The organism is Nocardia sp. CA-128927 (genome assembly GCF_050955855.1).
Lineage (GTDB): Bacteria > Actinomycetota > Actinomycetes > Mycobacteriales > Mycobacteriaceae > Nocardia.
On sequence record NZ_CP192087.1, the window covers coordinates 3,874,774 to 3,888,620 of the forward strand.

Here is a 13,847-nt window from a genome sequence, read left to right on the forward strand (position 1 = left end):
GCAACGCTGCGGTGTTCATGGCAGGTGCCTGACGTCGGGCGGTGGGGCGAAAGCGATGTCCTCGACGGCCGTGACATGTTCGCGAACGGTGATCGGGCCCCAGGCACGCAGCGCCTCGATAACCGCGTCCACCAGTACCGCCGGTGCGGAGGCGCCCGCGGACAGACCGATGGTGTCCGCGGATTCGATCCACGCGGGCGAGATCGCCGACGCATCGTCGATGAGATAGGCCGGAATACCCTGGCGCTGAGCGACTTCCACCAGGCGCTGGGAATTGGACGAGTTCTCGGAGCCGATGACGAGCAGGACGTCGCTCTGTTGCGCCACCGCCTCGACTGCCACCTGGCGGTTGGTGCTGGCATAGCAGATATCGGCGCTGCTCGGCCCGTGCAGCGCCGGAAAGCGCTGGCGCAGTGCCTGAATGGTTTCCTCGGCCTCGTCGACCGAGAGGGTGGTCTGGGTCAGATAGGCGATCCGGCTTTCGTCGGGGACCTGCAGCGCGGCGACCTCGGTCGGACTGTCGATCACCATGGTGACGTCGGGTGCCTCGCCCGTGGTGCCTTCGACCTCCTCATGTCCGGCGTGGCCGACCAGCACGATGGTGTCGCCGCGAGCCGCGAAACGCCGTGCCTCGGCATGCACTTTGGTGACCAGCGGACAGGTCGCGTCGATCACGGTGAGTCCGCGCTGCTTCGCCTGTTCGTGCACGGCGGGGGAGACGCCGTGCGCGGAGAAGACGACCGTCGCGCCCGCCGGCACCTCGTCGAGCTCCTCGACGAATACCGCACCGCGGGTGGCCAGATCGGCGACCACATGGGTGTTGTGCACGATCTGCTTGCGTACGTAGACGGGCTCTTGACGATCCGGTGCCGCCAGCAACCGTTCCACGGTGTCGATCGCCCGCTCGACACCGGCACAGAACGAGCGTGGCGCGGCAAGCAATACCGTTCTCGCACGAGCGGTGGTCATGGCGACACCGGCTGCGTGGGCGCATGGTCGGCCGGTGCGCGGCGGAGTCCGTCGAGGCCGGCGGCCCCGGTACCGAGGCCGTTCGGTCGGGTGAAGCACGGTGCCGGACGGGCCGCTGCCACCTGCTCGGTGGCCAGATCCTCGGGCGCGCCCGAGGATCGATAGCGCTCCTCGAGTTGCGCCTCCTTGTAGCGACCACACGATATGTGCCAGTTCACAATCGCAGCCATCCAGTCCTGGAGTTCGACGGCTCGTCGGTCGAGCGAATCGCGCACGTCCTGACCCAGTTCGTATTCCTCGTAGAGGGCGGGCAATTCGCTGCCGACGATCCGTTCGAACTGCTGCATCCGGGCGGTTAGCAGGTCGTTGACGATGGCGACGCCCGTTTCCGAACCGCAGTCGAAGAAGTTCCGCATGACGGTGACCGCGTTGTGGAAGTCCCCTTCGTACTGTGTCTCTTTGTGATACGAGAACAGGTCGTTCACCATCGTGGCGTAGTCGCTGGCGGTGTGCTCCAAGTCCATGACCGTTTGGGTTCGATAGATGTCCGGTGGGATCAGATGCCCGTGCGAGAATCGCGACAACGCCATGGTGAGATCCGAACCGAAAGTGCGACGGCGCATTTCGACATAGTCGACCGGATCTGGAATGCGATTGGCGATGTCATTGGCGACCTCCCATTCGCAGCTCTCCAGGAAAGCCACTACGGCGCGGTGGAATTCGCGCTTCTGCGCGTCGTCGAGGACAGCGGTCGTCCGGTGCCAGAGGTCGGCGAGACCACGCTCCATCGCGTTGGTCGCGGGCGGGGTGCCTTCGGCATCCAGCGGCATGAACGCGGAGAATCTCTTGCCCTGTAGTTTTGCCCCGGCCATGTCCTTGCGCAGGGCGAACACCTGTGGGTAGTAGTCATCGACATAGGTGCCCCAGGCCAGCCAGTCGGCCGCGAGATCCAGTTCGGCGGGTGTGGCATCGGGATCCAAACCCGCTGCGCACAGAGCCAAATCGAACTCGACGAGATCCACCGGCCGCCAGAGCACGCGACCGCCCAGCTCCGGTACCGGGCTGTGCAAGCCGACCTGCTTGCCCCAGTCCAACAGGTTCTCCCGCGCAGCGTCCAGGAACGGACTCAGCTGGAGTCGATAGGGCAGATAAAACTCCGGCAATGTCGTCGGCCCGACCTGTTCGAAGCGGGGACGCAGGAAACTCTTCAGTCGGCTCGGGCCGAGCGCTGCATTGGGGGCGAACAAATACACCGCGGAACTGCCGAGGCCGACGGGCTTGAACAATCGCGGCAACGGATCGCTGGCGGTCGAGCCGCCCTTGTTCATGTATCTGCTGGAGCGCATATGCCATTCGTGGCCGCCGGATTGCCAGTCCTGCAAGCCTTTCGCGTAGGCGGCGACCGCGGCTTGGTCCTGCGGGCCGACCGCATACTCGGCGAACAGCATCGGCAGTTCGGTGAGCGCGGTGTGCTCGAACTGCTGCAGGCGTGAGGTCAGCAGATCGTTGACGACATCGGCGGCGTGCTGGGTCTCGTAGCCGAAAAACCGTTCCACCACCAGGATTCCGTTGGCGTTCTCTCCCTCCTGCCGCACCTCGCGCTCGTAGGAGAAGATGTCGTTGCGCAGGTGCACCGCATCGGAGAAGGTGTCGCGCAACACCTCCAGCGGCCTGGTCGCGGCGAGGTCGGCCGGTACCGCCGCACCGACGGCATGCTCGACCAGGTTGGCCGACCACGGTGCGCCGCCGACCTTGCGTCGCATCTCGATGTATTCGATCGGATTCGCGATTCGGCCCTCGGTGATATTGGCCAGCTCCCACCGCGACTCCTGCAGCAGCGCAGTGGTTGTCGCGACGAAGCGCTGCCGCCAGTCCATGGGCATCGCGGACACGGTCCGCACCCACAGATCGGCGAGTCCGAGTTCTACCGGGTTCGTCGGCTCCGGCATCGGGCCGCCGGCGAGCGGCATGAAATCGCGCAGCCGTTCCAGGTATCTACGTGCGCCCTCGGTGTCTCTGGTTCGTTTGAACAGTTCGAGGAAGTGGTCGTCGAAGTAGAACACCCACACGTACCAGTCGGTGATGAGCGACAGTTCCTGACTGTCGCAGTCCGGGTGGGTGTAGGCGCAGAGCAGGCCGTAGTCGTGCTTTTCCAGATCGGACTCGTCCCAGATATGGTGTCCCTCTTGGGGTTTGAAGAAGCCCATCGCCTCGGCCCAGACCCTGGTGTGGGCGCGAGCGCTGTCCACATGAGGGTTGAGTCGGGCCGGGTACGGCATGTAGAAATCGGGAAGTTCGAAGGGCTGCATGTCATCTCCTTACGGTCGACACTCGCGGCTCAGTGGTTCCGGCGCGAAACCAGGCCGGCCAGCACCATCAGGTCCGCGGCTGCGGCGGGGTCGGCCAACGCCGCGATGGCCGCGCGCACGCGGCCGTCGGCGAGCTGCTGGGTGCGCTCGCGTCCGCCCGCCGACTCGACCAGCGCCGTGGCCCGGGCGGTATCCATCGAGCCGGGATCGCGGCCGTACATCGTCGCCAGCTCCGCGGCCGCCGGGGTGCCGGAGCCGAGGGCTGAGACCACCGGCAGCGACATCGTGTGGCGGGCAAGGTCGCTGGTCGGTTTGCCGGTGACGCTCGGGTCACCCCAGATCCCGATCAGGTCGTCGACGAACTGGAAGGCCATCCCCAGCTCACGCCCGAACGTGTCCATCGCCGACACGGTCGGCAGATCGGCCTGCGCGCACACGGCCCCGAGCGCGCAGGCACAGCCCATCAACGCGCCGGTCTTGCCCATCGCCATCCGCGCGTATTCCTCCACGTCGACGTGCCCGCCCGCCTTGAACCGGCAATCCTTGTGCTGGCCGTGGCACATCTCGATGACCGCCGATTCGAGCCGGGCGACCGCCGCCGTCGCCGTCCGGCCCGGCAGGCCGGTCACCAGTACCCGTGCCGCGAGGCCGTGCAGCACATCGCCGAGCAGCATCGCGTCGGGCACACCCCACACCGTCCACACGGCCGGCCTGCCGCGCCGGACCTGATCGACGTCCATGATGTCGTCGTGCAGCAGCGTGAAGTTGTGCACCAGTTCCACGGCGGCCGCCGCGGCGAGCGCGGCCCGTGGGGTGGCACCGCACGCGACGGCCGAGCAGACGGTCAACGCGGGCCGCAGCGCCTTTCCGGCCGGTTGCGGAGTCGCGGTTCCCTCGGCATCCCACCAGCCGAGGTGGTAGCCGCCCATCAGGCACAGGGGTTCGGGTAGCGACGAAACAGCATCGCGCAGTAGTGGATCGCACATCTTGCGGACGCTGGACAGGATCTCTGTGGCCCGGCGGCTCGTCGCCGCCGAGGTGCTCTCGACCATCAGCACGTACACCTTCCCTTGCGGTGTCGCGGGCGCCGGAGTCCGGTCGCCCACGACCTGGGAACGCCGCGGCTGCTCAGTGTTTCGTGGCCGCCGCGGCGTCGAAGACACCGAGGTCGCTGATCGCCCGAGTTCAGTCGGTCTGGCGTGCGACGAGGACGTTGTCGAGGATGCCGAGGGCGTCGGGGACGAGGATCGCCGCCGAGTAGTAGCAGCTCACCAGGTAGGAGATGATCGACTGGTCGTCGATGCCCTTGAACCGGACGTTGAGACTCGGCTCGTATTCGTCGGGGAGGCCGACGGTGTGCAGGCCGATGACGCCCTGATCCTTCTCGCCGAGGCGCATGGCGAGAATCGACGTGGTCTGGGTGCCGCTGACCGGGATCTTGCCGCAGGGGAAGATCGGTACCCCGCGCCAGGCGGGCACCCGGTGGCCGTCGACGTCGACGGGGTCCGGATACAGTCCGCGCTTGCTGCACTCGCGACCGAACGCGGCGATCGCTTTCGGGTGCGCGATAAAGAGATTGGTGCTGCGCCGCATGCTGAGCAGTTCGTCCATGTCGTCCGGGGTGGGCGGGCCGGACTCGGTGTAGATGCGCTGCTTCAGATCGCAGTTGTTCAGCAGCCCGAAGTCGGGGCTGTTGACCAGGTCGTACTCGCGGCGTTCGTAGAGCGCCTCGATGGTCAACCGCAACTGCTGCTGGGTCTGGTTCATCGGATCGTTGAACAGGTCGGCGACGCGGGTGTGCACCCGCAGCACGCTCTGCGCCAGGCTGAGTTCGTACTCGCGTGGGCGGGCGTCGTAATCGACGAACGTGCCTTCCAATTCGGGTTCACCCGCGTGACCCGAGGTGATCTGGATGGCCGCCTCGCCCTGTTTGTTCTGTGGTTGCGCAGCGGCAGCCGCCACCTGTGAGAGTTGCTCTCGAAGTGCTGGTGCATTGTCGAGCACTTCCTCCAGCGCCTCCCGCGGCATCACCAGCATGGTGGTCTTGGTGACCGCCTTGACGGTGACCGGCCAAATGGCAGAGGAGTCGGTGATGCATTCGTCGCCGAAGAAGTTACCGCCGGCCAGCATGCCGAGTTTCGTCTGCTCGCCGTATTCACCGGAACCGATCTTGGCCAGTTTTCCGTGCACGATAAGCATGATCTGATTCATCGGGTTTCCGAATTCGGCGACGACAGTGCCTGGTTCGAGATCACGCTGTTCGAATCGTTGCGCGAGGGCCTGCAGCACTTCCTCGTCCTCGACGTCGTGCAACGCACGCAGCTCGCGCAGTTCCATGGGGATCACCTTGGCCTGCGAGCCGTCGATGACGAACTCGATCTCGCCGTTGCCGAGGGTGTGGGTGAGCCGCCGGTTCACCCGGTAGATACCGCCGTTGACCTGCGTCCACGGCAGCATGCGGGTCAACCAGCGCGAGCTGATGCCCTGCATCTGTGGTTCGGATTTGGTGGTGGTCGCCAACTGGTGAGCGGCTGCGGTACTGAGACTCTTACGGCCATTTCCGTTGCCGTTGCCATTACCGTAACCATTGGTCTCGGTAGAAATCGGCATTTCGATTGTCATATTTGATCCTCACCTCGAAATGGTCACCCGTGGACGGTTTGTCATGGAATGTCCGAATAGGTGATCGTTCAGATTCGATGGTTGTGCACAGCAGGTCGACAGGCGGCATGAAGTCCGCGAAAACAGATCACTGGAGCGAATGTTGGTATATGGCAGTGCATTTCAGACGATGTCGATCTTAAGCTCCGGAACATGTTGAGCGCACCCAAACTTCGAATATTAGTCGTTATTATTCGGATGGTTACGACACGTGTTCGATTGGGACAACAGGAGATAACGGCTCGAGGCGGATCGTGAAAGTCGGGACAGATCGCCGATGGGTAGCGATCTTCCGGCCGTGGCGGCAGCAGTCCGGTCTTCCGGACTCGGGCGCATGTCGTACCCGGGGATTAGCCTCGGGGTATGTGTCGAAACATCACTGCCCTGCGGGGGCTAGAGCCCGCGGCGACGCCGGAGGAGATCCAGGCCGCCGCGCTGCAGTACGTACGTAAGGTGGGCGGGCTGTCCAGCATCTCGGCCGCCACCCAGCCCGCGGTCGATGCGGCGGTCGCGGACATCGCGGCCATCACCACCAGGTTGCTGGACCAGTTGCCGGATCGGAAGGTGCCGCCGAAGTCGGTGCCGCCGTTGCGCAGGCCCGAGGTGCAGGCGCGGATCCAGGCCAGGGCGCACTCGCACGACTGACCGACTGCTGGGTCGCTGTCCGCGGGTGCGGTCGGCGACTACGCGCCTGCTATCTTGAACGTCGTTCAAGCTGGTAGTTGGAGGAAGTCGTCGTGGACGGTGTCGAGAACACTCGGGCTTCGAGAGTCGCCTTTTCTGCGCGCGATATCGCGCAGGTCGCGGTGTTCGCCGCGCTCATCGCGGCGATGGGACTGCCGGGCGCCATCACGGTCGGTTTCAGCGGTGTGCCGATCACGGTGCAGACGCTCGGTGTAATTCTGGCCGGTGCGGTGCTCGGTGCGCGCAAGGGGACGGCCGCGGTGCTGGTGTTCCTGGCGCTGACGTTGATCGGGTTGCCGCTGCTGTCGGGTGGTCGAACGGGACTGACGGCGATGGCCGGGCCGAGTGCCGGATACCTGGTCGGCTGGGCGCCCGCGGCGCTGGTCATCGGCTTGCTGACCGCGCGGATCCTGCCGAAGTATCCGCTGGTGCTCGGGCTGCTGATCAACGCGCTCGGCGGGATCCTGGTCATCTATCTCTTCGGCACACTCGGGTTGCTGCTGCGCACCGATCTGGACTTCGCGCACGCGGTCAGCACGAACTTCGCGTTCATCCCCGGCGACTTGGCGAAGGTTGTGGTCGCAACGGTGGTCGCCAAGGGTGTGCACCGCGCGTACCCCGGTCTGATTCGTGCGTAGTCCGGAGCTCGGCGGCTCCGGTGATCGGCTCGCCATCGAATTCGACGGCCGCGCTTACACTTACGGCCAGCTCGACCATGCGATCGAGCAGTGGATCGAGCGGGACAGTGCGCCTGTCTACGACGCGTCGACGCTGGCTGTGCCGGACGCGTTGATCTGTGTTTGCGCGGCGGCTCGGCGGTGCGTTCCCGTGATCGTCGAGAATCCCGAGGCGCGGCCCGATCGGCCGAACATTCCGTCTTCGGCGTTCCTGTTGGTGACGACATCGGGTTCCACCGGCCGCCCACGACCGCTCGCCCGCACTGCGGCGTCCTGGTACGACAGCTTCCCGGCGTTCACCGCGATCACCGGTGTCGAGGCCACGGACCGTGTGCTCATCACCGGTCCCTTGCACGCAACGATGCATCTGTTCGGCGCGCTGCATGCGCTGTGGCGTGGCGCGTGCGTCACCGACGATCCGTCGCGGGCCACGGTCGTGCACGCGGTGCCCGCGGTGCTTCGTGACGTGGTGAACAAGGCCCCGCAGTTGCGTACGGCGATCGTCGCGGGCATCGCCCTGGACGCCGGTGCTCGCGCGGCGGCGGACGATATCGAGATCGTCGAGTACTACGGCTCCGCGGAGGTTTCACTCGTCGCGGCACGTCGAGTGCCTGAGCCGCTTCGCCTGCTGGACGAGGTCGACGCCGACATTCGCGACGGGCTGCTCTACGTCCGGACTCCGTACAGCGTGCTCGGTACCCCTGACTGGTTCGGCGTCGGTGACCTCGCCGAACTCGGTGCGAACCGCGAGCTGACCGTGCGAGGTAGGGGCGAATCCGCGATCAATGTCGGCGGTACCACGGTGGTCGCCGAGGACGTGGAGCGCATTCTCGGCACCCTGGAAGGTGTCACCGCCGTCGCGGTGATCGGCGCGCCACACGCGGTACTCGGCGAGATCGTCACGGCCGCAGTGCAACTCGACGGCGTCGGGCTCGCCGCGGTCCGTGCGCAGGCGCGCGGGCTGTTGATGAAAGAGGCCATGCCGCGCCGCTGGGTGCCGCTACCGACGCTGCCACGGACCGCCAGCGGGAAGGTGGCCCGAGGTCAGCTGAAAGACTTGCTGGCATGAACTCGGTCCCCGTGCTGGTAGCGCCGCGTCGAACGCCGATCGGCAATGCCGGGCACGGGTTCGCCGAGCTGACGACCACCGACCTGGCCGCACCCGTGTTGCGTGCGGTGCTGTCGACACTGCGCGGTGCGGGCGTGGACGCCGAGGTGGACGATGTCGTGCTCGGTAACTGCCTGGGACCGGGTGGGGATCCGGCGCGGATCGCGGCGTTGCGGGCCGGGTTCGGCGTGCAGGTTCCCGGTGTCACGGTGGATCGGCAATGCGGGTCCGGGTTGGACGCGGTGATGCAGGCGGCGTTGCGGGTGCGCAGCGGTGCGGACGAGCTCATTCTGGCGGGCGGTGTCGAGTCGGCGAGTACCGCGCCGTGGCGGTTCTGGCCGCCGGTCGCGGGGGCCGATCCCGTTAGGTACACCCGTGCTCCCTTTGCGCCACAAGGCTTTCCGGATCCCGATATGGGGGTGGCGGCCGATGATCTGGCGCGGGTTCGTGGGATCAGCCGGGAGCGGCAGGACGCGTATGCGGCGCGTTCGCACACCCTCGCGGCGGCGGCCGACTTCTCCGCGGAGATCGTGCCGATCGGGGAGGTGCGTCGCGACGAACGCATTCGGGCGGGGATGACCGAGGCGCGTCTCGCGCGGCTGCGGCCCAGTTTCGGTGTCGACGGGACGGCGACGGCGGGCAATTCGTGTGGCATCTCCGATGGGGCGGCGGTCGTGGCGGTGACCAGTGCGTCGCTGGCTGCGGGGTTGCCCGCGTTGCGAATACTCGGGTCGGCGGTGGCCGGATCGGATCCCGCGTACCCGGGCCTCGGGCCGGTTCCCGCGATACGGAAGCTGTTGCGGCGCACCGGAGTCGATGCGACCGAGCTGGGGATCGTCGAGATCACCGAGGCTTTCGCTTCGGTTGTGCTGGCGGTGTCGGACGAGCTGGGTTTGGACGAATCGAAGATCTGCCCGCAGGGTGGTGCGATCGCGATGGGGCATCCGTGGGGTGCGTCGGGAGCTATTTTGCTGGTGCGGTTGGCAAGTCAGATGCTGCGCGAGGATGGGCCCGCGCTCGGACTCGCGGCCTGTGCTATCGGTGGTGGGCAGGGCATTGCCATGCTCATGGAGCGTGTTTCGTGAGTGAGCGTCAGCGAGCGAACCGAAGACACAGCGTGCCCTCACGAACGACGGAGCCGAGCGCTAGCGAGGCGGAGTCGTGAGTGAGATCGTTTTCTCGTCGGTCAGTCACAGCTTCGGTGAACGGAAAGTGCTGCGCGGCATCGACCTTCGTATCACCGAGCGTCGTGTCGGCATCATCGGCGCCAACGGTTCCGGCAAGTCCACGCTGGCGCGCATGATCAACGGATTGTTGGCGCCGACGTCGGGCACCGTCACGGTGGACGGCATCGACGCGTCGCGCAAGGGCGGGCAGGTGCGGCGCAAGGTCGGGTTCGTGTTCACCGATCCGGACACCCAGATCGTGATGCCGACCGTCGCGGAGGATCTCGCTTTCTCTTTGCGCCGAACAGGTTTGAGCAAGCAGGAGGTCGCGGCGCGGGTCGACGAGATGCTGGTCCGGTTCCGGCTGCACCAGCACGGCGACCATCCGTCGCACCTGCTGTCCGGTGGACAGAAGCAACTGCTCGCCATCGGCGCGGTCCTCATCCGCAGGCCCGAGGTGATCATCGCGGACGAGCCGACCACGCTGCTGGATCTGCGCAACGCCCGCGTGGTCGCCGACGCACTGGATGCGATGGATCAGCAGGTGATCGTCGTGACGCATCAGCTGGCGCTGCTGGACAGTTTCGAGCGGGTCATCGTGATCGATGAAGGGCTCGTGGCATTCGACGGGACCCCGGCCAACGCCGTCCCCGCCTACCGGGAACTGGTCGAATGATCGGGCTGTACCGCCCCGGCGACTCACTGCTGCACCGGATGCCTGCCGGAGCGAAGCTGTTGCTGCTGATCGTATCGATCGTGGCCGCAACGGTGTTCGTGCGCAGTCCGATCGAGGTCGGCGCTGTCGGTGTGGTGGTGGCGGGATTGTTCGCGCTGGCCCGCATCCCGTTCAAAGTCGCTGTGGCGCAACTACGTCCGATGGTGTGGATGTTGCTGATCATCGCGTTGTTCCAGGTGCTCATCACCTCGCCCGCGCGAGCTGTCGTGGTCTGCGGCGTGCTGCTGATCTCGGTGGCGCTCGCCGCGCTGGTCACGCTCACCACCCGGGTCACCGACCTGCTCGACACCGTGACGCGCGCGCTCGGGCCGTTGCGCCGGTTCGGCGTCGACCCGGATCGGATCGGATTGCTACTGGCCCTTGCGATCCGGTGCGTTCCGCTGCTGGCCGGAATCGTGCACGATGTCGCCGAGGCGCGACGGGCCCGCGGGCTGCAATGGTCGATGACGGCGTTGGCGACACCGGTGCTGGTACGAGCGTTGCGGACGGCAGACGCGATGGGCGACGCCCTAGCCGCGAGAGGAGTCGATGATGACTGAGCTGCTGGCCGAGCGCATCGCTCGCCGCGCCACCGAGTATCCGGAGTCGACCGCCATCATCTCCAGCCGTGAGCGCGTCGACTATCGCGAGTTCTGGTCGCGCGTCACCCGCACCGCCGCCGGACTCGACGGCATGAATCGCGTTGCCGTGCTGCCGACTTCGGATGTCGAATCGCTGGTCGTCGTCACGGCCGCCGCATACGCCGGTGTCAGCATCGTGCTGCTGCACCGCCACCTCATGCCTGCGCAACTGACCCGCGTGCTCGAGCTCGCGAAACCCGGTGCGGTGGTCGCCTCGCCCCAACAGCACCGTCGACTGCGGAAGATCGGTTACGACGGGACCATCCAGACGGCCGTCGCGCTGGAATCCGCAGGCTCGCCGGGCCGAGCCTTACCCGACACCGAGTTGCTCGTCGGCATCACCTCCGGCACCACCGGCGAACCAAAACTGTTCGTGCGCAACCAGCAATCGTGGGCGACCACCCTCGATCGTTCCGACGCCACCTTCGACATCGGCACCCACGACCTCGTCTCGACACCCGGCGTCCTCGACCACACCCACTTCCTCTACGGCGCACTGCACGCGCTGACCCGAGGCGCGACCGTGGACCTCCGCCCGGTCGTCGAGTCACTCGAAGACGGCGCGACACACCTGTATTCGGTGCCGACCATCGCGTGGGACGTAGTGCGTTCAGACACCGGTCCGTTGCCCGGCGTCCGCGAGGTACTGTCCTCGGCCGCCCGCTGGCCGCGCACGGGAAGGCAAGCGCTGCAAGAGGTTCTGTCGAACGCGGCACTCGTCCATTTCTACGGCGCCTCCGAATTGAGCTTCGTGTCCTTCGACCGAGGACTCGGCACCACCGACGAGAATTCGGCAGGCGAACTGTTCGACGGCGTCGAGATCGACATCCGAGCCGACCTGGTGTTCGTCCGCAGCGACATGCTCTTCGACGGCTACCTCACCGAGCACGGTGTGGCCGACGGGCCCGTCGACGGCTGGATGTCGGTGGGGGACAGGGGCACCGTCACCGGCAACCAGCTGCGCCTTTTCGGACGCGACAGCGAAATGCTCATCCGAGCCGGACTCAACGTGGAACCCGCCGCCGTCGAAGCCGCACTCACCGCCATCTCCGGCGTCTCGGAGGCCGCCTGCATAGGCATCCCCGACGCCCGCATGGGCGAGGCACCCGCCGCGGCGATCGTGGTGGACGACAACGCCCCAACCATCGCCGAGATCTGGCGGCACGTCCGCGCAACCCTGCCGAGCCCGAGCATCCCGGTCCAGATTCTGACCCTCGCCAGCCTCCCGCGCACCCCACGCGGAAAGCTCGACCGCCTAGCCCTCGCCGCGGCTCTGGCCGACCAACGGGAAGGCGAAGCGGCTGCCGATGCCGAGAACCGGCTCGACCGCTAGGCCAAGTGGCTCTCGGCGCACGAATCATGCTCCCGCGCCCGAAATGGCCAGCAATTACACGCGCAGCAGAACAACAAGTGCGCAGCGGCAGGCCGGGGCGGGTCGGTCCGGTTAGGGCCTGTACAGATTGACGTGAATACAGAAATATCTGTACCGTCAAGGCATGGCCACCGTGGTGCACAGTGACGCGCTGTCTCGTTTCGGGTACGCGCTGTCGGACTCGACGCGATCGCAGATCCTGCTCGCGCTGCGGACCGCGCCGGGCTATCCGTCGGATCTTGCTGATCGCATAGGTGTCTCTCGGCAGATCCTGTCCAACCATCTCGCTTGTCTTCGTGGCTGCGGGCTGGTTGTGGCTGTGCCCGAAGGGCGGCGGAGCCGGTACGAGCTGGCTGGCCCGCGGATCGGTCGCGCGCTCGACGACCTGGTCGGCTTGGTGCTGGCGGTCGATCCGGCCTGTTGCCCCGACTCCGACGCTGAAGGGTGCTGCTGATGGCTTCGAACCTTGGGCTGCCGGTTGTGCTCGGTGTGCCGACTCCGGAACGGCGACAAGTGCTTTCGCGGCGCATCCGGCTGTTCGTGGCGGCGACGATTACCTACAACGTGATCGAGGCGGTGATCGCGTTGACCGAGGGCACCCGGGTGTCGTCGGCGGCCTTGATCGGCTTCGGGCTCGATTCGGTCATCGAGGTGTCATCCGCGGCAGCGGTAGCGTGGCAATTCTCTGCGAAGGATCCTGCGGCGCGAGAAAGGTTGACGCTGCGGATCATTGCGTTCTCGTTCTTCGCGTTGGCGCTTTATGTCACTGTCGACGCGATCAGCTCATTGCTGGGGGTCGGTGAGGCGCGGCATTCTTCGGTCGGGATTGCTTTGGCCGCAGTGAGTTTGGTTGTCATGCCGGTGCTGTCGCTGGCGCAACGGCGAGCCGGGCGGGAACTCGGTTCGCTGACGGCGGTCGCTGATTCGAAGCAGACCCTGCTGTGCACGTATCTCTCGGCGGTCCTGCTGGTCGGCCTGCTGCTCAACAGCCTGTTCGGCTGGTCGTGGGCGGACCCGGTCGCGGCGCTGGTCATCGCGGTTATCGCGGTCAAGGAGGGCCGCAACGCGTGGCGGGGTGACGCGTGCTGCGCTACACCGATGGCCGTGGCCGGACGGTCGGATGCCGGTGTGGACGACTGCGGTTGCTGCGACTGAGGCAGGCATCGCGAAACATCTGAGACGGCCTGCACCGTGTCCGCGCGACACGGGGCAGTCTCCTTACTGAAGATCTGGTGTGGCTATTGCGTCATGCGACGCAATTAGAGCCCTCCGAGGAGGAGGTGCAGAACGCTTCCGACAACATCGATCAAACCGGCGAGCAAACCCATTGTTCTCTCCTTAGATCTCGATCTCGTTCTCGAAGAAGGACTTTCCATTCTCCGATTCGGAGCTTACCGATATCGCTATTTCCACTTGGTTACACATTGTCACAGGGAAGTTTCCGATTAAAAATAACGACCGGTATGTTGTCTTGTTGTGAAATACGCTGACGCAGAACGGATTTGGTGCGATACGCTTGCGGGTTGGCTTGATTGCCATTCATTT

The 13,847-nt window shown here is 65.9% G+C and carries 13 protein-coding genes; 9 read left to right on the forward strand and 4 right to left on the reverse strand.

All coding sequences use genetic code 11. From position 1 onward, the window contains the following. Positions 1–15 precede the first annotated feature (15 nt). From ispH to ACQPW1_RS18350, 4 genes are all read right to left on the reverse strand, one after another. Positions 16–969 carry a 4-hydroxy-3-methylbut-2-enyl diphosphate reductase gene (gene ispH / locus ACQPW1_RS18335; protein ID WP_433663893.1) on the reverse strand — a complete coding sequence of 318 codons (954 nt, stop codon included), beginning with the start codon at positions 967–969 and terminating at the stop codon, positions 16–18. Then, positions 966–3,278, reverse strand: coding sequence for a terpene synthase family protein (locus ACQPW1_RS18340; RefSeq protein ID WP_433663894.1), 2,313 nt, complete (start codon positions 3,276–3,278; stop codon positions 966–968). Before ACQPW1_RS18340 ends, ispH begins: the two co-directional genes overlap by 4 nt. Positions 3,279–3,307: 29 nt before the next feature. Next, complete coding sequence (locus ACQPW1_RS18345; protein ID WP_433663895.1) at positions 3,308–4,330, reverse strand: polyprenyl synthetase family protein; 1,023 nt, start codon at positions 4,328–4,330, stop codon at positions 3,308–3,310. A 133-nt stretch (positions 4,331–4,463) separates the two neighbouring features. Next, positions 4,464–5,900 carry a family 2B encapsulin nanocompartment shell protein gene (locus ACQPW1_RS18350; RefSeq protein ID WP_433663896.1) on the reverse strand — a complete coding sequence of 479 codons (1,437 nt, stop codon included), beginning with the start codon at positions 5,898–5,900 and terminating at the stop codon, positions 4,464–4,466. Between the two features lie 402 nt (positions 5,901–6,302). On the opposite strand from ACQPW1_RS18350, the gene ACQPW1_RS18355 reads away from it, so the two are divergent. The 9 genes from ACQPW1_RS18355 (at position 6,303) to ACQPW1_RS18395 (ending at position 13,457) form a co-directional block, all read left to right on the forward strand. Continuing rightward, positions 6,303–6,584 carry a DUF2277 domain-containing protein gene (locus tag ACQPW1_RS18355; RefSeq protein ID WP_150407324.1) on the forward strand — a complete coding sequence of 94 codons (282 nt, stop codon included), beginning with the start codon at positions 6,303–6,305 and terminating at the stop codon, positions 6,582–6,584. A gap of 92 nt (positions 6,585–6,676) precedes the next feature. Then, entirely contained in the window at positions 6,677–7,261 is a 585-nt protein-coding gene (locus ACQPW1_RS18360) for a biotin transporter BioY (RefSeq protein ID WP_433663897.1), read from the forward strand. Next, complete coding sequence (locus ACQPW1_RS18365) at positions 7,254–8,369, forward strand: class I adenylate-forming enzyme family protein (RefSeq protein WP_433663898.1); 1,116 nt, start codon at positions 7,254–7,256, stop codon at positions 8,367–8,369. Before ACQPW1_RS18360 ends, ACQPW1_RS18365 begins: the two co-directional genes overlap by 8 nt. Then, entirely contained in the window at positions 8,366–9,493 is a 1,128-nt protein-coding gene (locus ACQPW1_RS18370; protein ID WP_433663899.1) for a thiolase family protein, read from the forward strand. Before ACQPW1_RS18365 ends, ACQPW1_RS18370 begins: the two co-directional genes overlap by 4 nt. Positions 9,494–9,569: 76 nt before the next feature. Continuing rightward, positions 9,570–10,250 carry an energy-coupling factor ABC transporter ATP-binding protein gene (locus ACQPW1_RS18375; RefSeq protein ID WP_433663900.1) on the forward strand — a complete coding sequence of 227 codons (681 nt, stop codon included), beginning with the start codon at positions 9,570–9,572 and terminating at the stop codon, positions 10,248–10,250. After that, positions 10,247–10,849 carry an energy-coupling factor transporter transmembrane component T family protein gene (locus ACQPW1_RS18380; RefSeq protein ID WP_433663901.1) on the forward strand — a complete coding sequence of 201 codons (603 nt, stop codon included), beginning with the start codon at positions 10,247–10,249 and terminating at the stop codon, positions 10,847–10,849. Before ACQPW1_RS18375 ends, ACQPW1_RS18380 begins: the two co-directional genes overlap by 4 nt. Further along, the gene (locus ACQPW1_RS18385; protein ID WP_433663902.1) at positions 10,842–12,263 is read left to right on the forward strand and encodes an AMP-binding protein; all 1,422 of its coding nucleotides are present in this window, start codon (positions 10,842–10,844) and stop codon (positions 12,261–12,263) included. The genes ACQPW1_RS18380 and ACQPW1_RS18385 overlap by 8 nt, the downstream gene beginning before the upstream one ends. A 163-nt stretch (positions 12,264–12,426) precedes the next feature. Continuing rightward, on the forward strand, positions 12,427–12,756 hold the full coding sequence (locus tag ACQPW1_RS18390; RefSeq protein ID WP_433663903.1) for an ArsR/SmtB family transcription factor: 330 nt from the start codon (positions 12,427–12,429) through the stop codon (positions 12,754–12,756). Beyond that, positions 12,756–13,457, forward strand: a complete 702-nt coding sequence (locus tag ACQPW1_RS18395; protein WP_433663904.1) for a cation transporter — start codon at positions 12,756–12,758, stop codon at positions 13,455–13,457. Before ACQPW1_RS18390 ends, ACQPW1_RS18395 begins: the two co-directional genes overlap by 1 nt. Positions 13,458–13,847: the final 390 nt, after the last annotated feature.

What these genes read in the sequence shown, in the direction of transcription:
- ACQPW1_RS18340 (WP_433663894.1), bottom strand. Translation starts at nt 3,278, where the DNA reads ATGCAGCCCTTCGAACTTCCCGATTTCTACATGCCGTACCCGGCCCGA.
- ACQPW1_RS18385 (WP_433663902.1), top strand. Translation starts at nt 10,842, where the DNA reads ATGACTGAGCTGCTGGCCGAGCGCATCGCTCGCCGCGCCACCGAGTAT.
- ACQPW1_RS18350 (WP_433663896.1), bottom strand. Translation starts at nt 5,900, where the DNA reads ATGACAATCGAAATGCCGATTTCTACCGAGACCAATGGTTACGGTAAT.
- ACQPW1_RS18370 (WP_433663899.1), top strand. Translation starts at nt 8,366, where the DNA reads ATGAACTCGGTCCCCGTGCTGGTAGCGCCGCGTCGAACGCCGATCGGC.
- ACQPW1_RS18390 (WP_433663903.1), top strand. Translation starts at nt 12,427, where the DNA reads ATGGCCACCGTGGTGCACAGTGACGCGCTGTCTCGTTTCGGGTACGCG.
- ACQPW1_RS18355 (WP_150407324.1), top strand. Translation starts at nt 6,303, where the DNA reads ATGTGTCGAAACATCACTGCCCTGCGGGGGCTAGAGCCCGCGGCGACG.
- ACQPW1_RS18395 (WP_433663904.1), top strand. Translation starts at nt 12,756, where the DNA reads ATGGCTTCGAACCTTGGGCTGCCGGTTGTGCTCGGTGTGCCGACTCCG.
- ACQPW1_RS18345 (WP_433663895.1), bottom strand. Translation starts at nt 4,330, where the DNA reads ATGGTCGAGAGCACCTCGGCGGCGACGAGCCGCCGGGCCACAGAGATC.
- ispH (WP_433663893.1), bottom strand. Translation starts at nt 969, where the DNA reads ATGACCACCGCTCGTGCGAGAACGGTATTGCTTGCCGCGCCACGCTCG.
- ACQPW1_RS18380 (WP_433663901.1), top strand. Translation starts at nt 10,247, where the DNA reads ATGATCGGGCTGTACCGCCCCGGCGACTCACTGCTGCACCGGATGCCT.